Below are 16,281 nucleotides of genomic sequence, written 5' to 3' on the forward strand. Positions count from 1 at the left end.
AGATCTGCGGTTGCCGCAGTCGTCTTCTTTTGATTCACAACCTCAGATCATGGCGCGGCAACCGCCCTGACCAGCGTAAACACACGCGTGATCGTCACCACTCCCGATCTACGGCTGTAGTACTAGGCTCTGTGCGGCAGAAGGCGATGCTGTTGGTTGGGGGTCACTCGTCGACCAGCTTGTAGATATTGGTACCATGTCCATTATAGATAGAATTGAATGTGTAGGGCCCGATTGGGCTCTGGCAGTCGTCGGGGTCGGACGTATAGTCGATCTGAGCACCTGTACGAGTGTTTATGATGATAAGCTGTTCGTTGCCCACGATGGCGGTTTGCTCGTTTCCTACGTAGCAGACTTTGAAGGAGCCCTCAATGCGCCAGAGTTCGGTTCCGGAGTCGAGTGATAGTGCTCGCACGAAATCGGACTTGCCTGAGATCAGGATTTTCTCATTGTCATCGATAGGTCCGCCGGATCTTGCGAGGTTCTTGTTTGTCTGATGCCACAGGAGCCGACCGGATGTAAGGTCCAGCTTCGCATCGTATTTCTCAAAAGCGACTGCAATCTGGCTTCCGTCTCCAATTGGTATCGCATACCGGTTAGTTGCGTCTCTGATAACGCCGTATGGTGTGATTGTGTCGTAAGCCACGTCGTCGTCGGCTACTTGGACAACGGTCTTGAGTGTGGCTGGGTCGATTACCTCTACAATAAAATGGTCGACAGTGCAGTCATTGCAAAACCTTACGACGTAGCGGCCAAGAGGATGTAGGGTGAATTCGAGTTTCCGAATGTTTCCATTTGTGGCGTCCAGTATTACTGACTCATTGCCGATCTCGGTAGTGATCCACTTCCCGTCGGATGTGTTGCCGATCGAGGAACACTCCGGACTGCCGCCTTGCCAGGGCTCTTTGACAACCGTCGTCTCCCATAACTTATTAAACTCTGTGTCCCATGCGGTGATCGCATGTTCGATCATTCTTGGTTGGATTCCAGCGGCGGGAATAGATCTCCTGCGCTCGCCGTATAGAATCGACGTTCCGTCCTCCCTGGACGCGATTTGAATCTCGCCGCATTTGCTGTATCCGCTGGTCAGTTGGAAGTCAACGCCGTTGTTGGGTTCGTTCAATGTGCCTAATGGTGTGCCATCGGGTAGGAAGCTCTGGCGTGGTGAACGGAGTGAAACGGCGACGAGACTATTTCCCTTGAAGGACTCCGCAGATACCGTGGCGATATGAGTGAAGTGCTTCGTCCCTGCCGGTTCGACCGATGTTGGGGTGCTCTCAGTTGTTGTGGTGGTCGTGGTATCGATTGCGGGCGCGCTCGAAGCCGGTGTTTCTGAATCACGGGACGTGCTCGTACCGCCGCACCCAGCAAGAAGGATGATCGCCAGTCCGACGCCGGTGAGCTTCCGCAAGTTATGCCGCATGTGTCCCATGTTATGGAAGGGCCGGCGCTGGAATAAGACACCGAACGGGCGACACGTCCTCCCGGTGCGGCGGCCAGGATAGACGGTGGTGTCCGAGGCCGGTGTGCGTTCCACGAGTCAGTCGACGGCGGTGGTGATCACCGTGTCGCGTTCGGGGCTGTCGCGAAAGCGGTGTTGGCGTGCTTGTTGAGCCAGTCGACGGTGGTGGTGATCACCGTGTCGCGTTCGGGTTCGTTGAAGATCTCGTGGAATAGCTCGTCGTAGATGATGAGGGTTTTGTCCGATGAACCGGCGAGACGATCGACCAGTCGGCTGCCGTCGGGTTCGGCCAGGACGTCCTTGCCGCCGTGCATCACCAGCAGCGGGAGCCGCAGCGACGGGAGGCGGGCGGGGAAGGACTGCATGGTGGTGATCATCGCCCCGCCCAGTCCGGCCGGGATCGGGCTGCGTACGACCAGCGGGTCGGCGTCGTAGGCGGCCACCACCTTCGGATCACGGGAGATGCTCGCCGCGTCGAGCGCCTTCGACGGCAGGCCGGGGACGATGCGGCCGAGGATCGGGGCGAGTTTGATTAGGATCGGCGGCATGTCCGAACCGGGGATCACCGCGGGACCCGACAGCACCAGACCGGTGAGGCGATCCTGATGGTCGAGGGCGTAATCCAGGGCGATGCAGCCGCCCATGCTGTGACCGATGAGGAACGTCGGCAGACCCTTGACCTGCACGGCATCCAGGATGGTGCCGATGTCGCCGGTGTAATCGGCGAAACTGTTGACCCGCAGTCGCTTTCCGTCGGAACGTCCGTGGCCGAGGTGGTCGGGGACGGCGACGGTGAAGCCTGCGGCCACCAGCGCTTCGACGATATGTCCGTAGCGGCGGCCGTGTTCGCCGAGACCATGCACGATGACCACCACACCGCGGGGTTCGGCCTGGGGGGTGGTGACGTCGTACCGGATGACATGCCCGTGGGCGCCCAGGAATTGGCGTTCTTCGGTCGGCACGGAAGCTCCTCGCGTCGGTCGTCGTCTTCAAGGCCTCGATCTGGACCTGCTCACATAGTGTCACTCGACCCGGACACACGGCTCGCCGGGCGATACATCACATCAGGGGTGCCGGGGGTGTTCGGCCGATTCGCCTAGACTGTGCAACACGTGTCGGGGCACTCCGGTGGCCGGGCGTGATCGGTTGACGGTGATGATGGAGGTTGGCGATGGGTGTGCTCGATCGGATAGATTCACCTGCCGATCTGCGGTCGCTCACGGGTGATGAGATGGTCGAACTGGCCGCCGAGATCCGGGCGTTCCTCATCGAGAAGGTTGCCGCCAGCGGTGGGCACATCGGTCCGAATCTGGGGGTCGTGGAACTGACTCTCGCGTTGCACCGGGTGTTCGATTCGCCGCACGATCCGATCCTGTTCGACACCGGACATCAGTCATACGTGCACAAGATCGTCACCGGCCGGAAGGCGGGATTCGACAAGCTGCGTCAGCGCGGGGGGCTCACCGGATACCAGGAACGCGCCGAAAGCGAGCACGACTGGATCGAGTCGTCGCATGCGTCGGCGGCGTTGTCGTATGCCGACGGTCTGTCCAAGTCGTTCGAGCTGACCGGACAGGACCGCACTGTGGTGGCGGTCGTCGGTGATGGCGCGCTCACCGGCGGTATGTGTTGGGAGGCGCTCAACAACATCACCGCCGCCGACCGGCCAGTGGTGATCGTGGTGAATGACAACGGCCGTTCCTACGCGCCGACGATCGGTGGCCTGGCGCGGCACCTGTCGGGTCTGCGGCTGCAACCGGGCTACGAGAAGGTCCTGGCCGAGGGTCGTCGCGCTCTGCAGAAACTACCCGTCGTGGGTGAACCGGCGTACGCGGTGCTGCACGGAATGAAGAGTGGCCTGAAGGATCTGCTGGCCCCGCAAGCCATGTTCACCGACCTCGGCATCAAGTATGTCGGCCCGGTCAACGGCCACGACATCGACGAACTCGAGTCGGCGTTCGCGCAGGCCAAGGCATTCGGCGGGCCGGTGATCGTGCATACCGTCACTCACAAGGGCATGGGGTACGAACCGGCCGAGAACCATGAAGAGGACCAGATGCACGCCACCGGCGTCATCGACCCGGCCACCGGGCAGGCCACCAGCGTGTCCCCGCTGGGCTGGACCGACGTGTTCTCGGCAGCCCTCATCGATGCCGGGGCGCGCCGCAAGGATATCGTCGCCATCACCGCGGCGATGCCCGGCCCGACCGGCACGCTCGCATTCGGCGAGAAGTTCCCGGACCGGCTGTTCGATGTCGGCATCGCCGAACAGCACGCCCTGACCTCGGCTGCCGGGCTGGCCCTCGGTGGGCTGCATCCGGTGGTCGCCATCTACTCGACGTTCCTCAATCGGGCGTTCGACCAACTGCTCATGGACGTCGCACTTCTCAAGCAGCCGGTGACGCTGGTGCTCGACCGTTCCGGCATCACCGGTCCCGACGGACCGAGCCACCACGGTATGTGGGATCTGTCGTTGCTGGCGATGGTGCCCGGCATGCGGGTGGCCGCGCCGCGCGATGCCGTGCGGCTGCGGGAGGAGTTCGCCGAGGCGATCGCCACCGCCGACGGACCCACCGCCGTGCGATTCTCCAAAGGTGCTGTGCCCGAAGATATCCGGTCCGTGGAACGCGTTTCCGACGGAGTGGATGTGCTGCGTCGGGGAATGCCGGGGGCGGGCGCGGTGCGTGGCGATGTACTGATCGTCGCGGTCGGTGCGTTCTGCTCCCTGGCGCTCGATGCGGCCGATCGGCTCGCCCAGCAGGGGATCGCAGCCAGCGTCATCGATCCGCGGTGGGTGCTGCCGGTACCCGACTCGGTCGTCGACCTGGCCCGCGCCCATCGCCTCGTGGTGACGCTGGAGGACGGCGGAATCAGTGGTGGTGTCGGTTCGGCTGTGGCCGCCGTGGTGGCTGACGCCGACGTCCTCGTACCGGTCCAGCAGCGCGGGATCCCGCAGGAATTCATCGAGATGGGTTCGCGCGGCGAGATTCTCGCCGACCTGGGACTGACCGCCCAGGACCTGGCCCGCTCGATCACGGCCACGGTGTCGCGGATGCAGTCGGTGCCCGAACTCGGCGACGACGCGCTCGCCGAGGCGCCGGCGGATCAACCCGCTGACTCCCACGCCGACGACTGACGCGGCACGCCGGGCTCCCTGCATGAGAATATGACTCTCGTATTCCGAAAGTCCGGATATCATCAGGGTGTTGTCGATGAGGCGAGAGTCAGGTGCGAGATGCGATTTGTGTTCGTCCACGGCGGTTTTCACGCGGCATGGTGCTGGGAAAGGACCATCGCCGAGCTTCGTGAGCTGGGCCACGACGGGGTGGCGATGGATCTACCCGGACACGGCAGCCGCGTGGATGAGGAGTCGACCTTGGCCAACCGCCGTGCCGCCGTCGCCGATGTACTGCAGGCCGGTGACGTCCTCGTCGGACATTCCGGTGGCGGATTCGACGCCACCCTCGGCGCCGACACCGCCCCCGAACTCGTGTCGCACATCGTGTACCTGGCCGCCGCTCTGCCGCGGGAGGGCCGCAGCTACACCGAGGCGATGACCATGCGCAACAGTGAGGACGGGGAGATCGACGGCGACGTGGGGGAGATGCTCGGCTACCTGAACTTCGCCGACGACGGTGCCATGACGTTCGCCGACTTCGACGGCGCATGGAAGTACTTCTACCACGACTGCGACGAGGCCACGGCCCGTTGGGCGTTCGACCGGCTGGGCCCCGAACGCTTCGGCGAGACCACGGTCGCACCGGTGTCGGTACCTGACTTCTGGGCCGCTGACCTGCCGCGCAGCTTCATCCGGTGCGAACAGGACCGGGCGATGCCGACATGGCTCGCCGACACCGTCGCCCAGCGACTCGGCGTGCAGCAGTTGACCATCGATGCATCGCATTCGCCGTTCCTGAGCCGGCCGCGCGAACTCGCCGAGTTGTTGCTGCATGCGGTGACCACTCGCCCGATCGGTCCGCTGGTCCCAGAGTAGAAGGTGGGCGCCTAGGTTTCGTCGACGGGATCGTCCGGCGCGTTGAGTGCGTCGGCGATGGCATCGGATACCAGGGCACGCTGCCACGGCCGGGCACCACCGGCGGCGAGCCGCGCGTCGACGGCCCCGGGAGTGGCCGGCAGGTCCACACCTTCCCAGCACAGGTTGCGCAGTAGATCCGGCGCGAGGAGATTCTCGATCGGGAGCTGGTTGGCCTCGGCTATCCCACTTATCACCGGACGAACCGCGACGGCCCGTGCGGCGGCCTCGGGATGATTGCGGTCCCACCGGTTGTACGGGGGCAACCCCGACGCCGGAGCCTTCCGGGGTGGGAGTTCGGCGGCCGGCAGCGCCCGCGCCCGATCGAGGGCGTCGAACCAGGTTCTGGCGTTGCGGCTTTGCCGGGGACCACCGAACACCGGCAACCGGGTCAGGTCCTTGACCGTTGCCGGGTCTGCGATGGCGGCGGTGACGATCGCCGAATCGGGAAGGATCCGGCCGGGCGCGATGTCGCGACGGCGGGCGACATCCTCACGCGCCAGCCACAGTTCACGCACCGCTGCCAGCCCGCGAGCGCTCTTGACCGTGTGGATGCCGCCGGTCCTGCGCCACCGGTCGACACGGGCCGCGGGTGCCGGGCGGCGCAGCACCGCGGTGAACTCCTCACGCGCCCACTGGTCCTTACCGGCGTCGGCGAGCGCGGCGGCGGTCGCGTCGCGCAGTTCGATGAGCACCTCCACGTCGAGGGCGGCGTACACCAACCAGTCATGAGGCAGCGGACGCCGCGACCAGTCCGCCGCGCCGTGGCCCTTGCTGAGCCCCAGACCCAGGAACTCCTCGACCATCGTGGCCAGATTCACCTTGGGTTTGCCGAGCAGACGTCCGGCCAGTTCGGTGTCGAAGAGGGTTGTGCACACGAACCCCGCCTCACGCAGACACGGCAGGTCCTGGTCGGCGGCATGGAGCACCCACTCGGGTCCGGTCAGCACCTCGATCACCGGGGACAGGGCCCCGGGTTCATGCGTGGGATCGAGAAGGAACGAGCCCGCACCGGCACGTTTGAGCTGGATCAGGTAGGCACGCTGTGAGTAGCGGTAGCCCGACGCGCGTTCGGTGTCGACCGCGACGGGTCCGGTTCCATCGGCGAGCCGCTGCGCCGTGTCGGCGAACTCGGCCGCGGACGTCAGTACGGGTGGTACGCCACCTGCCGGCTCCGTGAGTGGCGTGGGCGTGGCTGTCATAGTTCGGTCACACCCACAGGCGGTAGTCCGGCGGCGGCCGCCAGGACTTCGCAGAACGCTTCGAGATGGTGGTCGAGGACCAGATCGGTGGCCGTCCAGGATGCCCGCAACTCCAGCTGGTGGCTGCGTGGTTGCCCGGCGATGTCGCCGTAGCGGACCGATGTGGTGGAGGTGACGGTGCCACCCAGCGCGGTCACCCGGACCGGGCCGAACGACGATGAAGTCTCGCCCTCGGCGACGCCCAGTGCGTCGGCGAGCCAGCTCCAGGCCACTTCCGGCAACAGCGGATCCATCGCCAGCGCCGCCTCGACTTCGGCCTGCACATACGCGACCAGCCGCATCGTGCCGTTCCACGCCTCGTGTCCGGCGGGATCGTGCAACAGGATCAGACGGCCGAAAGCGCTGCCCTGGTCGTCGTCGCCGAGTTGATCGGGTATGTCGATCGGGTGCACCTCGGCACCCAGCGCGTGACTGAACGGGGCAAGCCGCTGCGGCGGGCGGATGGGGCCGACCTCGATCTCGGGACGGATGTGCGCGTCGCCCAAGGCGTCCACGGCCGTCCGGAAATCTTCCGGTAGGCGTGTCGAGGACTCGGTCGGAGCGCCGGGTGAGGTCACGCACGTACGGTAAGTCTGACACGGCGTGTCGCGGTGGAGGCGCGCCGAAGGCTCCCATGGTGGGAGTCCCGCCGCAAGTGCAGGTGGCCGATCATGGCAGAGTTGATCGCGATGCCGCACGAATCCGGAGCGCACACCCGGCGCTCACGCAGCCACCGCTCACCTCTGCCGCTGGTCGCCGCCGCCACAGGCGGACGGCCGGCCCGACGCCCGGTGTGGTTCATGCGCCAGGCGGGGCGTTCGCTGCCCGAGTACCGGGCGATCCGTGCCGATCACGGGATGCTCGAGGCCTGCTTCAACCCTGCGATGGTCTGCGAAATCACCATGCAACCGGTCCGCCGGCACGATGTCGACGCCGCGATCCTGTTCTCCGATATCGTCGTTCCGCTGCGCGCCGCCGGAATCGACCTGGACATCGTTGCAGGCACCGGACCGGTGATCGCCCACCCTGTTCACACTGCGGCCGATGTGGCCGCGCTGCCGCGGCTGGATCCGGCGGGTGTCGGCGCCATCGGCCGGGCCGTCGAACTGATCCTGGACGAACTCTCCGGCAACACCGCGCTGATCGGCTTCGCAGGTGCACCGTTCACGCTCGCGTCCTACCTCATCGAGGGCGGACCCAGCCGTACGTACGCACGTACCAAAGCGCTGATGTACGGCGACCCGCAGACGTGGAACGCCCTGATGGGGCACCTCGCCGACATCACCATCACCTTCCTGCGGGTGCAGCTGGACGCCGGGGTGGATGCGGTGCAGCTGTTCGACTCATGGGCCGGGCAGCTCTCACCCGCCGACTACCGGCACCACGTCGCCCCGCACAGCGCGCGCGTGTTCGCCGAGGTCGCCGACTACGGCGTGCCACGCATCCACTTCGGGGTGGGTACCGGCGAACTGCTGCCGGCGATGACGGAGGTCGGTCCCGACGTGATCGGCGTGGACTGGCGGGTTCCGCTCGATGAGGCGGTCCGCCGTGTGGGTCCGGGTAAAGCAGTGCAGGGCAACCTCGACCCGACCGTCCTCTTTGCGGGCACCGACGTGATCGAGCGTGAGGTGCGCCGGGTCATCGCCGACGGCGATCGCGCCGTCGCCGCGGGTGCCCTCGGACACATCTTCAACCTCGGACACGGGGTCCTGCCCACCACCGACCCGGACGCGCTCACCCGGGCGGTCGAGCTCATCCACTCCGTCGACCTGCCGTGACCGCACCCTCGGTCGCGGTCGTCGGCGGGGGAGTGTCGGGCCTGACCGCCGCCTACCGGCTCCGGCGAGCTCTCGGAGCCGACGCCACGATCGACCTGTACGAGGCGTCCGGTCGGCCCGGTGGCCTGCTGCACACCACCACCGTCGGCGGAGTCACCGTCGACGTGGGGGCCGAAGCGTTCATCGTCCGGCGCCCCGAGGTTCTCGATCTGGTGCGGGAACTGGGCCTGAGTGATCACGTCGTGGCACCGACGGGTCGTCGTCCGGCGATCTGGTCGGAAGGGCGCCTGCATCCGTTGCCCACACCCGCACTGATGGGGGTACCGACTGGCCCTGAGGCGGTGGCGGGTCTCGCCGACCCGGACGACCTCACCCGCATCGCCACCGAACCGGACCGGCCGTGGACCTGGGACCCGGCCGCGGACCCCAGTGTCGGCGACCTCATCGCTGAGCGCCTCGGACCGTCGGTCGTGACCCGCAGCGTCGACCCGATGCTCGGCGGGGTCTACTCCAGCCTGTCCGGCGACATCGGCCTGCGTGAGGCACTCCCCGCGCTCGCCACCCGCCTCGACGCCGGTGCGCCCGGCGTCCGGGCCGCGGTCACCGACCTCATCACCGCCGGGGCGGGTGCGTCCGGTCCGGTGTTCGGCACCCTCGTCGGCGGTTACCGGGTACTCGTCGACGCGCTGGTCGCGGCGGCGGCGGTACGGATCGTCGACTCGGAGGTCATCGGACTCGGGTCACGCGGCGACGGCTGGGACATCGGTGCACGATCGTACGACGGGGTGGTCCTGGCCGTGCCCGCCTGGGAAGCTGCCCGACTGCTCGGTGATCACATACCCGAACTGGCCACCGCGCTCGCCGTCGTCGAACCCGCGGGCAGTGCCGTCGTGTCCATCACGCTGGCCGCGGGTACTGAGGTACCGGACCATTCCGGCGTACTCGTCGCGACCGGAGAACCGCTGCACGCCAAGGCGTTCACGTTCAGTTCCCAGAAGTGGGCGCACGTCGCCGACAGCGGGCTGGTGTCGGTGCGGGCCTCGTTCGGCCGCTACGGCCAACCTGTCACCGCCACCGCCGACCAACTCGTGACCACCGCACTCGATGACCTCGACCAGGTGGTCACCGCCGCAGGATGCGGCGGCGTCTCGTCGCGAGTCGTACAGACGCGGGTACAGCCATGGCCGACGGGACTGCCCCGGTATGCACCCGGCCACCTGGCCCGGATGACCGAAGCCCTACGGCTGCGGCCGAACCGCCTCGTGCTCACCGGATCGTCCTACGCCGGTGTCGGCGTACCCGCCTGCGTCGCGGCGTCGGGAAAAGCCGCTACCGAGCTTGTCGCCGACATCGGGTAGGCCGAACGGCCCTGCCGCGATCGGCACTACCGCGCGGTGGCACGATGGATGCCATGAGCCGCCTCGACTATGACGAACTGAACTCGACGATCCGCTACCTGATGTTCTCGGTGTTCAAGGTGCGGCCCGGCGAGCTCCCTGAGGATCGGGCGAAGGTTCGCGACGACGCCGCCGAGTTCTTCAACTCTCTTGAGGACGAGGGCATCGTGGTTCGTGGTGTGTACGACGTGTCCGGTCTGCGTGCCGACGCCGACTTCATGATCTGGTGGCATGCCCCCAGCATCGAAGCCCTGCAGGCCGCGTACGCGCGGTTCCGGCGCGTGGTGCAACTCGGCAAGGTCGCCGACGCGGTGTGGAGCAACATGGCCGTGCACCGGCCCGCGGAATTCAACCGCACCCACATCCCAGCGTTCCTCGCCGGTGAGGCACCGGGCAAGTACATCTGCGTGTACCCGTTCGTCCGGTCCTACGAGTGGTACCTGCTGCCCGACGAGGAGCGTCGCAAGATGCTCAAGGACCACGGCATGGCAGCGCACAGCTACGCCGACGTCCGCGCCAACACGGTGCCCGCGTTCGCGCTCGGCGACTACGAGTGGCTGCTCGCGTTCGAAGCTCCCGAGATGATCCGCATCGTCGACCTCATGCGCGACCTGCGTGCCACCGAGGCCCGCATGCACGTCCGCGAGGAAACACCGTTCTTCTCCGGACCCCGCGTCGAGGTCACCGCACTCATCGATGCCCTGCCGTAGACCTTCTGTCAGGTACGTACAGTTGCCCCGGAACGCGACGGGCAACTGTACGTTTCAGGCCTGTTCCAGGCGCAGGCTGATCGAGTTGATGCAATAGCGCAGATCGGTGGGGGTGGGGTAGCCCTCGCCGGAGAACACGTGGCCGAGGTGGCTGCCGCAGTTGGCGCACAGCACCTCCACCCGGCGCATACCCAGCGAATCGTCGGCCCGTTCGATGACAGCATCACCGGCGAGCGGGGAGAAGAACGACGGCCAGCCGCAATGGGACTCGAACTTCTGCTCACTGCGGAACAGTTCGGTATCGCAGGCCCGACACCGGTACACCCCGACTGTTTTGGTGTCGGTGTACTCGCCGGTGAACGGTGCTTCGGTGCCTGCCCGGCGGAGCACCTTGAACTCGGCCGGGGTCAGGCGCTCGCGCCACTCGTCGTCGGATAGTGCGGTGAAATCGGTCATCCGTTCACGGTAGCCACGGGTGTCGGCTCCTCGCCACCTTCGCCGCCCGTGGAACCCTCGCGTCGTGGCCATTCTTCCAGCAGCGGCCCCTCGACACCGGCCGTACGCATATCCAGGTACCGGAACAACAGGCTGCAGAACACGGCGATCATGAGCAGCGACCAGCCCATCGTCACCTTGTTGTATTCGAGGATGCGGCCGAAAGCCTCCCACCTGTCCGAATACAGACTGTCGAAGGTGAACGCCCCGTACACACCCAGCCAGGCGGGCCAGTTGCGCATCGGCGACCCCGGCAGCAACACCGATGCCAGCATCGGGAACAGCAGCATCGAGTAGTAGCCCTGGCCGAGCGATCCGACGAGGAACTCGGTGGTCAGCAGCACGCCCGAGGACACCGTCAGCCACAGCAGCTCGTCGGTTTTGCGGTAGTAGCGGTACAAGAACCACAGACAGAACACCGCCATCAGCGCGAACGCGGCCCTAAGCAGCAACACCAGCCAGTCCTCGACGCCGAAGTAGGCGCCGTTGCCGGCGATCGAACTGTTGTAGTAGTCGCGTACCTCGCCGAGATACGGGACGGTGCGGCGCACGAAGTCTCCCGAATCCACCCCCATCGGCCACGCGACCACCAGCAACGCCAGCGGCACCACCGCGGCGGGGACGACCGCCTTCCACTGCCGGTTCAGCAACGCCAGCAGCAGCAGGGGAGCCAGCACCGGCTTGACCGCGATCGTCAGACCGATGAACACTCCTGCCCACCAGTCCTGGCGTTTACGCAACATCAGCAGGAAGCCGAGCATGCCCAGCAGCACGAAGCCGTTGAAGTTGGTGAAGATGAGGGTGTTGGCAACGGTCTCGGTGCTGAAGAAGAAGAACAGAACCGCGGGCAGCTGCCAGCCACCGATGCCATAGCCGAACAGTCGCACCAGCAGATAGGCACACACCACCAGGCAGATCGTGCTCAGCGCGATGAACAGCCAGCGTGCGTCCTCATAGTCGAGGTTGGCCAGCGGCGCCATGATCAGCGTTCCCGACGGCGGATACAGGTAGTGCGGATCCACCGTGTCGTAGTTCTCGGCATACACCGGGTAGTCGTGCAGGAACCGCCAGGCCGCGAGATAGACGGGCCGGAAATCGTTGGTGCGGGCACCGTCGACACCGGCGATCACCGAGCGGTGCAGCACCATCATGATCGAGATCGGCCACAGGATCATCGGTATCACCCGTTGCGCCGACGCCGGCGGAAAGAGGATGCGATCTACTACTGCCACCCGCGAACCGTACTACGCTCGGACATTCGAACCGGGGACCGACCCGGGGCCCTTACGCCGGACAACTGCGTTCGGTGGGGCCGGTGACCGGTGTGCGGCCCAGGTAGTCCTTGACCAATTGCGCCGCGCAGGTGCTGTTGGCCAGTGTCGAATAGCCCAGCCCTTCCCAGGCGACAGAGATCGGGGTGACCCCGGCCCGGAGCAGGGTGGCGTTGAGTTCCTTGGCGCCCCGGCCGCCGTTGACCGGATCGTCGGAGGTGTTGAGCACCACCGGCGCAACGGGCAGGTCCGACGGCGCTTTCGTCGTCGGCGCAGATCCCCAGCCCGAACACCGCAGCAACGTCATCGCGGAATCGGCGCCGGTGAGCGGATACTGCCCGGACCAGCGCTTGATCAAGGCCGGGATCTCGTTCTGCCCGACGGTGCCGGTGACGTCGTTGCACCGCGACAGCAGCTGTCCATCGGAGGTGCGCAGGCTCGCGGCGCGGTCCGCGGCGGCCATCAGGTCCCGCGGATTGCCGCCCGCGGCGGCGGACACCATGGCCGCCACCTGCCGGACCGTTGCCGCCGATGACGGCGCGGTGGCCAGCGCGGTGGTGATCGCCGAGAGCACCTGTGCTTCCGACAACGGTGCCAGCCGGCCGGCGCGCGCATCCGTGACGACCCGGGTCATGGTCGCCGGTGGATCGTCGCCCAGCGGACAACCACCACCTGCTGCGCAGCGCTGAGCGAACGTGGCCAACGCCGACTGCACCCCGTCCGCGGTCAGCTGGGCCCGGTCCTTGGCCGGTTTACCGAATGCGGTCGGAGTGTCGAGGATGATGCGCCCGGCGCGTCCGCCGTAACGGGCGGAGTACGCCAGCATCACGTCGGAGCCCTCGCCGATGCCGAGCAACGCCAGCCTCTCGATCTTCCACGCCCGGCGCAACGTGTCGATGTCCGACGCCGCGTCGGCGATCGAATAGCTCAGCTGTGCCGGGTCGAGTGCCTCGGTGCATCCGTCCGAACCCGAGGACGACGCAGAGGTCAGTGCCGTGATCCGGGCGGCGGTGTCGAGTGCGCCGCCGACCTGACCGTTCGCCGCGATGGCGGCGCGCTCATCGCGGGTCAGACAGTCGACGTCGCCGCTGTCGGGGAGCCCGCGCCGGTCGACGGCGACCACCGGATTGGTGTCGAGCAGCGACCTGCCCGGGCCGGTCGCGACGAGCAGCGCGCCCAGGGCCGAGGGAAGGTCGCTGCCGGTGGTCAGCACCACCGGCACGGCGCCGGCCGGTGTCTTGCCGGTGCGGACCCGGGTCAGGGCGACCGTCAGCGTGCCGCCGTCCTGGTGGTCGGGGTCGACGGGGGAGTCCAGCGTCGCGCATTCGATGTGAGTTCCGGCGGCCGGGCGCACGTCGTACTTCGCGGCTGTCGCCGCCGAACATTCGCGCCAGGCCAGGTCCGCGGTGGGTGCGGTGAGAACCGGCAGCGGCGGTACGGCCGATTCGGACGTGGCGGGTGCGCCCGAACCGCCGTCACCGGTGACGAGATCGGGCCCGGCGTCGGGACCGGTGGCGCAGCCGGCGAGCGTGATGGCCACAGCCATCGAGGCCGCGGCGATACGCAGGGCGCCGCGTGGCGGACTGAACCGTGGCATGTCCGCGAGCCTACGGCATACCGGAAGGACGCCCGGATATCCGTGCGTAGCCGTACCCGCGTCGTGGTCCGGGGTCATCCCGTGGGTTCACGGACCCACCGGGTGAACACGAAGCCGTCGTCGTCGGTCAGGATCGCCGCAGGTCGCATCGATCTGGGCACCGCGACCGCCGGACCGTGCGCGATACGCCCGGCATCACCGCCGGACAGCACCGGGCTGGTGGTCAGGCACAGCTCGTCGACCAGGTCGGCGGCGATCAATGTACCCAGCAACGACGGCCCACCCTCGCAGAGCACGCGGCGCCGGCCTTGCTCACAGCAGACCTCACCCACGCGTTCGGGATCGACCGCGTCGTCACCGCAGGCGATCACCGTGGCACCCGCATCAGTGAGGGCCCGTCTGCGGTCGGCCGGTGCGGCCTCGCAGGTGAAGATCATGGTGTCGGGGTGGGTGAGCGGCGGGTAGTCGACCGGAATGTCCAGCGACCGTGACAACAGCGCGAGCGCGGGCGAGGGAGCCTGCTCGCCGTGGTTCCGGATCGAGGTGAACACCGAGTCCGGTTGCGGCTGCCGGTAGTTCTCGGTGAGGGCGGTGCGCGCGCCCACCAGGACCACGTCGGCCAGGCCACGCAGCACCCGGAACACGGCCTTGTCACCCGGTCCGCCGAGTTCGCCGGACTTGCCATTGTGGGTCACGGCGCCGTCTATCGAACTCACGAAGTTCACCCGGAAATACGGTTTGCCCAGACACGGCGCCGACGAAGGCATGGCCGGGTACGCGTAGTGGCCGGCCAGGATGTGCAGCGTATCGGCGTCATCGGCGTTTCCGGATGTGATGTGGGTCGCTTTCCTTTGAGAGAACATGAATCCATCATGGACCGGCCCGATAGGCTCCACGCATGGTGGCACGACTCTGCGACAGAAACCCTGTGATCTCCCCGGACGCGTTGGTCGACGAGATGGTGCCGCCGTCGACGTTCGACCACGTCAGTTTCGACTCCTACATTCCCGACCCCAACGAGCCCAGCCAGGCGCAGGCGGTGGCCAAGGCACGTGACTTCGTGGCCCGCGCGAGCAAACTGCGCGGCAAGAAGAAGGGCTTCTTCTCCAGGCACAAGGAACCCGAGCACGGTGTCGGGCTCTACCTCGACGGCGGTTTCGGCGTCGGCAAGACCCACCTGCTGGCATCGGTCTATCACTCGATGCCCGCCCCCAAATCGTTCGCCACCTTCGTCGAGGTCACCCATGTGGTCGGCGCTCTCGGCTTCACCAACGCCGTCGAACGGCTCGCCGACCACACGGTGCTGTGCATCGACGAGTTCGAACTCGACGATCCGGGCGATACGATGCTGGTCTCGCGTCTGCTGACCGAACTTTCGGCACGGGGGGTGTCGATCGTGGCCACCTCCAACACGCTGCCCGGCCAGCTCGGTGAGGGCAGATTCGCCGCCCAGGACTTCCTGCGCGAGATCCGCAAACTGTCAGGGATCTTCGAGACGATCCGCGTCGACGGACCCGACTATCGGCACCGCGATCTGCCGCCTGCACCGGAACCGAAGGCCGAGGCCGAACTGATAGCCGTAGCGCAAAGCACGCCCGGCGCCACCCTCGATGATTTCGATGACCTGTGCAAGCATCTGGCGACGCTGCACCCGTCCAAGTACAAGGCACTGGTCGACGGCGTTTCCCTGGTGTGCATCGACGGGGTGCACCCGGCTCCCGACCAGACCGTCGCGCTACGCATCGTGGTGCTTGCCGACCGGCTCTACGACGCCGACATCCCGGTCACCGTCGCCGGCAGCAAACTCGATGAGATCTTCACCGAGGAGATGATCAACGGCGGCTACCGCAAGAAGTATCTGCGCGCCACCTCACGTCTGCTCGCTCTGTCACGCTTCGCCGAATCCAAGGTGTGAGCCCGCCGGGGTCTGTGGCGATCAGACGACTGCAGGCCCGGCGGTTTGCCGGGCCTGCAGTCGTGGGCGTTCGTGGTGCGCAATACTGGGATTGAACCAGTGACCTCTTCCGTGTCAGGGAAGCGCTCTCCCACTGAGCTAATCGCGCGCGTATTCAAATGCGAACGGTGGAGGTGGCGACGGGAATCGAACCCGTGTGGACGGTTTTGCAGACCGTTGCCTCACCATTCGGCCACACCACCATAGGCTGGCATAACGAGCGGATGACGGGATTCGAACCCGCGACCCTCACCTTGGCAAGGTGATGCGCTACCAGCTGCGCTACATCCGCATACTAATCGGAACCGCCCGCTGCCAGGCCGTTACGATCACCGTGCGCGAT

The 16,281-nt window shown here is 66.5% G+C and carries 14 protein-coding genes and 3 tRNA genes; 6 read left to right on the forward strand and 11 right to left on the reverse strand.

The features are described from left to right. Window positions 1–163 precede the first annotated feature (163 nt). Window positions 164–1,423 carry a hypothetical protein gene (locus tag KDB67_RS16915; protein ID WP_291018034.1) on the reverse strand — a complete coding sequence of 420 codons (1,260 nt, stop codon included), beginning with the start codon at window positions 1,421–1,423 and terminating at the stop codon, window positions 164–166. Between the two features lie 137 nt (window positions 1,424–1,560). Beyond that, the gene (locus tag KDB67_RS16920) at window positions 1,561–2,424 is read right to left on the reverse strand and encodes an alpha/beta hydrolase (RefSeq protein ID WP_291018036.1); all 864 of its coding nucleotides are present in this window, start codon (window positions 2,422–2,424) and stop codon (window positions 1,561–1,563) included. Between the two features lie 209 nt (window positions 2,425–2,633). On the opposite strand from KDB67_RS16920, the gene dxs reads away from it, so the two are divergent. Together dxs and KDB67_RS16930 are read left to right on the forward strand one after the other, a co-directional pair. Further along, window positions 2,634–4,598, forward strand: coding sequence for a 1-deoxy-D-xylulose-5-phosphate synthase (dxs, locus tag KDB67_RS16925; RefSeq protein WP_291018039.1), 1,965 nt, complete (start codon window positions 2,634–2,636; stop codon window positions 4,596–4,598). Window positions 4,599–4,697: 99 nt separating this feature from the next. After that, on the forward strand, window positions 4,698–5,456 hold the full coding sequence (locus KDB67_RS16930) for an alpha/beta fold hydrolase (protein ID WP_291018042.1): 759 nt from the start codon (window positions 4,698–4,700) through the stop codon (window positions 5,454–5,456). Window positions 5,457–5,467: 11 nt separating this feature from the next. Here KDB67_RS16930 and KDB67_RS16935 read toward each other — a convergent pair whose 3' ends face one another. Next, window positions 5,468–6,697 (reverse strand): HRDC domain-containing protein, encoded by a 1,230-nt coding sequence (locus KDB67_RS16935; protein ID WP_291018045.1) that lies wholly within the window; start codon window positions 6,695–6,697, stop codon window positions 5,468–5,470. Then, window positions 6,694–7,314, reverse strand: a complete 621-nt coding sequence (locus tag KDB67_RS16940) for a DUF3000 domain-containing protein (RefSeq protein ID WP_291018048.1) — start codon at window positions 7,312–7,314, stop codon at window positions 6,694–6,696. The genes KDB67_RS16935 and KDB67_RS16940 overlap by 4 nt, the downstream gene beginning before the upstream one ends. Before the next feature lie 111 nt (window positions 7,315–7,425). Here KDB67_RS16940 and hemE point away from each other — a divergent pair, with 111 nt between their 5' ends. The 3 genes from hemE to hemQ are packed head-to-tail and all read left to right on the forward strand — an operon-like array spanning window position 7,426 to window position 10,621. Then, window positions 7,426–8,514 (forward strand): uroporphyrinogen decarboxylase, encoded by a 1,089-nt coding sequence (hemE, locus tag KDB67_RS16945; protein ID WP_291018069.1) that lies wholly within the window; start codon window positions 7,426–7,428, stop codon window positions 8,512–8,514. After that, a complete protein-coding gene (locus KDB67_RS16950; protein WP_291018050.1) occupies window positions 8,511–9,872 on the forward strand; it encodes an FAD-dependent oxidoreductase in 1,362 nt (453 codons plus the stop codon). Before hemE ends, KDB67_RS16950 begins: the two co-directional genes overlap by 4 nt. A 53-nt stretch (window positions 9,873–9,925) precedes the next feature. After that, window positions 9,926–10,621, forward strand: coding sequence for a hydrogen peroxide-dependent heme synthase (gene hemQ / locus KDB67_RS16955; RefSeq protein ID WP_291018053.1), 696 nt, complete (start codon window positions 9,926–9,928; stop codon window positions 10,619–10,621). A gap of 54 nt (window positions 10,622–10,675) precedes the next feature. Here the strand turns inward: hemQ and msrB are convergent, their stop codons facing one another. The 4 genes from msrB to KDB67_RS16975 form a co-directional block, all read right to left on the reverse strand. Further along, window positions 10,676–11,077, reverse strand: a complete 402-nt coding sequence (msrB, locus tag KDB67_RS16960; protein ID WP_291018056.1) for a peptide-methionine (R)-S-oxide reductase MsrB — start codon at window positions 11,075–11,077, stop codon at window positions 10,676–10,678. Next, window positions 11,074–12,348 carry a glycosyltransferase family 87 protein gene (locus KDB67_RS16965; protein WP_291018059.1) on the reverse strand — a complete coding sequence of 425 codons (1,275 nt, stop codon included), beginning with the start codon at window positions 12,346–12,348 and terminating at the stop codon, window positions 11,074–11,076. The genes msrB and KDB67_RS16965 overlap by 4 nt, the downstream gene beginning before the upstream one ends. 52 nt (window positions 12,349–12,400) lie before the next feature. After that, window positions 12,401–13,984, reverse strand: a complete 1,584-nt coding sequence (locus KDB67_RS16970) for an alpha/beta hydrolase (RefSeq protein WP_291018062.1) — start codon at window positions 13,982–13,984, stop codon at window positions 12,401–12,403. Between the two features lie 74 nt (window positions 13,985–14,058). Next, the gene (locus tag KDB67_RS16975; RefSeq protein WP_291018065.1) at window positions 14,059–14,847 is read right to left on the reverse strand and encodes a pyrimidine reductase family protein; all 789 of its coding nucleotides are present in this window, start codon (window positions 14,845–14,847) and stop codon (window positions 14,059–14,061) included. Window positions 14,848–14,882: 35 nt separating this feature from the next. Here KDB67_RS16975 and zapE point away from each other — a divergent pair, with 35 nt between their 5' ends. Next, window positions 14,883–15,899, forward strand: a complete 1,017-nt coding sequence (zapE, locus tag KDB67_RS16980) for a cell division protein ZapE (protein ID WP_291018067.1) — start codon at window positions 14,883–14,885, stop codon at window positions 15,897–15,899. A gap of 73 nt (window positions 15,900–15,972) precedes the next feature. Here zapE and KDB67_RS16985 read toward each other — a convergent pair. From KDB67_RS16985 to KDB67_RS16995, 3 genes are all read right to left on the reverse strand, one after another. Next, a tRNA-Val gene (locus tag KDB67_RS16985) sits at window positions 15,973–16,047 on the reverse strand. A 20-nt stretch (window positions 16,048–16,067) separates the two neighbouring features. Then, window positions 16,068–16,141: transfer RNA gene (locus tag KDB67_RS16990), tRNA-Cys, on the reverse strand. Between the two features lie 16 nt (window positions 16,142–16,157). Then, window positions 16,158–16,230 (reverse strand) — tRNA-Gly (locus KDB67_RS16995). Window positions 16,231–16,281: the final 51 nt, after the last annotated feature.

Origin of the sequence: Gordonia sp. (in: high G+C Gram-positive bacteria) (assembly GCF_020438995.1) — a bacterium.
Lineage (GTDB): Bacteria > Actinomycetota > Actinomycetes > Mycobacteriales > Mycobacteriaceae > Gordonia.